This is a genomic window from Myxococcus sp. AB025B (assembly GCF_006518215.1).
Classification (GTDB): Bacteria; Myxococcota; Myxococcia; order Myxococcales; family Myxococcaceae; genus Myxococcus; species Myxococcus fulvus.
Genome location: NZ_SRLW01000009.1, coordinates 1 through 2,326 on the forward strand (window position 1 = coordinate 1; position 2,326 = coordinate 2,326).

General features: G+C 61.8%; 3 protein-coding genes. All 3 read left to right on the forward strand.

The window, feature by feature from the left end; translation table 11 throughout:
- The coding region (locus tag FL311_RS02845; RefSeq protein WP_141323280.1) for an RHS repeat-associated core domain-containing protein at positions 1–1,208 on the forward strand (1,208 nt) is incomplete at its 5' end.
- Positions 1,205–1,534, forward strand: a complete 330-nt coding sequence (locus tag FL311_RS02850; protein ID WP_141323281.1) for a hypothetical protein — start codon at positions 1,205–1,207, stop codon at positions 1,532–1,534. The genes FL311_RS02845 and FL311_RS02850, both read left to right, overlap by 4 nt.
- 178 nt (positions 1,535–1,712) lie before the next feature.
- On the forward strand, positions 1,713–1,862 hold the full coding sequence (locus FL311_RS02855) for a hypothetical protein (protein WP_153882664.1): 150 nt from the start codon (positions 1,713–1,715) through the stop codon (positions 1,860–1,862).
- The last annotated feature ends 464 nt before the right edge of the window (positions 1,863–2,326 follow it).

Consider the following 2,326-nt stretch of genomic DNA (forward strand, 5'->3'; position numbering starts at 1 on the left):
GCCATGTCCCGAGTGAGAACCAGTCCAGTGTCGGCTTCACGGGACACGCGTGGGACGCGGCTGCGGGGCTCACGTACGCGCAGCAGCGCTGGTACGACGGAAAGACCGGACGGTTCCTGTCCGAGGACTCCGTGGGCGCGGAGTCGTATCTGGATGAGCCGATGGGCATGCAGCCCTGGGGCTATGGTAACGCCAATCCCCTCACGCACACGGACCCCGACGGACGCTCCTCCTGTATCAGTGGTGAGAGCCACAGTGCTTGTGAGCTGCGTCTGGCCTTGTCTGGCCGATGGGGTTCATCGCCCTTCTACCAGGGGGACTTGACCGACTTCCGTGGGCCCTATGAGCGGATGGAGGAGGAGCGGCAGCGCGAGCTCCAGAAGAGCGTCCGCGGAGCTTTTGCCGTGGTGGGAGTCGGGCTTTCGCTCGCTGCACCTCCCGTTGCACTGGCCCTGCTCGAATCAGGAGCGGTGTCCGGGACGACGGCGGCAGTCGGCCTCTGGGCCGTCGAGACCGGTGCCAGCACGGCCGTGGATTATGGCGCATTCGGCCATGTCACCCCAGGCGGAGTGGCGTTCAATGCGGCGACCGCGGGACTTGGAGCGTGGTTCCTCAAGGCCCACAGCAAGGCCCTGCACGCGGGCTCGGGGGTCGAGCGGCGCATGCTCGACGATGCGATGCCCTCGGTGGTTCCCCCGCGCAAGGCCGAGCCAGTCGACCCTGTTCTCGATAGTGACGTCGTGATGATGGCATTCAAGGCGCACAGGGGAAGCACCAATCCGAGACATGTTGATGCGCTGAAACTGCTTGGGAATGACAATTATCTCTGGGTCATCACGCCGACGGGCTATCGCGAGATCCTCAACATCAAGAGAAGCCAGGCGGCGCACCGACGCTTCTTGAGAAAGTTCAAGAATGTCGTGGTGTTGACGGGAGAGAACGCCAGGAATCTCAGGAATACGGATCGCTTCAAGGAGGTCGAGAAGATCCTTCGCGACGCCGCGAACAAGAACAAGCCAGGTCTAGGGGATCGAGCCAGACGTGGTGACCACTCGCATTACAACGACATCATCCACAGTGGGTTTGCCGAAGCCTTGGGAATCCCCTTTGTCTCCTCGGACGGAACCTTCTTGCGGTTCGCGGGGAACCATGGGAGGAAGGCGAAAGTCAACGGGATCCACTACCAGTCGGTGCCGGAGGTGCCATGAGCCAGACCAACGGTTTTGTTTGGGATGGTACTTGTCCGAACTGCCGGACCGAAGTGAGGGTCGTCTTCCAGTCCCATGTTGGCCTGCTGGATGATCAAGTCTTCGAGCGAGGAGACGATGTCTTCGGTCGCGAGACGAACAAGAAGCGCCCGGTCTATGCGCCTCGATACGAGCTTCGGAGCGGCAGTTTTTGGGCCTATGGCGTTGACGTCTGTCCGAATTGCCGGACGGAGTTGTGGTGTCGTGTGATTGTAAGAAATGGCCGCTACGAGGCATCCGTGCCCGTTGCGCCCCCTGAGAACCCTCTCTTCTGGGACGAGTTGTGAGCCTCTTCCTGAGGCGGGAGGAGAGTGTCCTCAGAAGAGGGCTCCTATCGCGTTGCATGGCCCGGGGGCGAAATGAACCCTGATGAGGCGGTGGTTGTTCTGCGGGGGGGCTGGTTTTCTGGCTGATTTCAACGAGAAGGGGGGATGCCGGATCGTGGGTCGGCGACGACTCGAGGGCATGAAGGTGATTGATCCGTTCATCATCTACGAGAAGAGTGGGAAGTGGATCTTCGGCGTTCCTGGGGCGAGTGGGTTGGGGGAGGAGCATGAGATGGCGCCTCTTGATGAGGCCGTCGAGAGGGTTCGTGGGTATTTGAAGGTGGGGTGAAGAGATGACTTCGGGGATCGTGGCGGCAGGGAAGCGGTGAGTCGCGAACTCCTGAGGTGATTCGTTCATGGAACCCCCCACCTATTTCGGTGCGTGGTGCCGGATGCGGCCAGGCACTCGCACGGACTATGTAAGCGACTGTTGTCCCGTCTGTTCCGGCCGGTATGCGATGTCGTCGTCTGGCGGCGCGTTCCTGGTTCGTGAAGGCGAGCCCTGACAGGGCGCTTCCGCGCTGAAGAATCTCGATAACCCCGAGGCGTGAACGCAGTCGCGGTTGACCCGCGACGCCACGCCGGAGGTGTGTCCGAGCGCCTCGATTCCCGCTCCCGTGAGGGAAAGCGGAAGGCCTGACGACCTCAATTAATGGGTGGCCCCGTATGTGGGTAGGTGCGTCTCGATTGTCGGGAAGTGGGCGGCGTGCAGGTGGGGGTTCCGGAGTTCGTGGTTCGTCGGTGGGAGGGGCT

Excerpts from the sequence above, each read along its gene's own strand:
- FL311_RS02855 (WP_153882664.1), top strand. The coding sequence starts at position 1,713 with ATGAAGGTGATTGATCCGTTCATCATCTACGAGAAGAGTGGGAAGTGG.
- FL311_RS02850 (WP_141323281.1), top strand. The coding sequence starts at position 1,205 with ATGAGCCAGACCAACGGTTTTGTTTGGGATGGTACTTGTCCGAACTGC.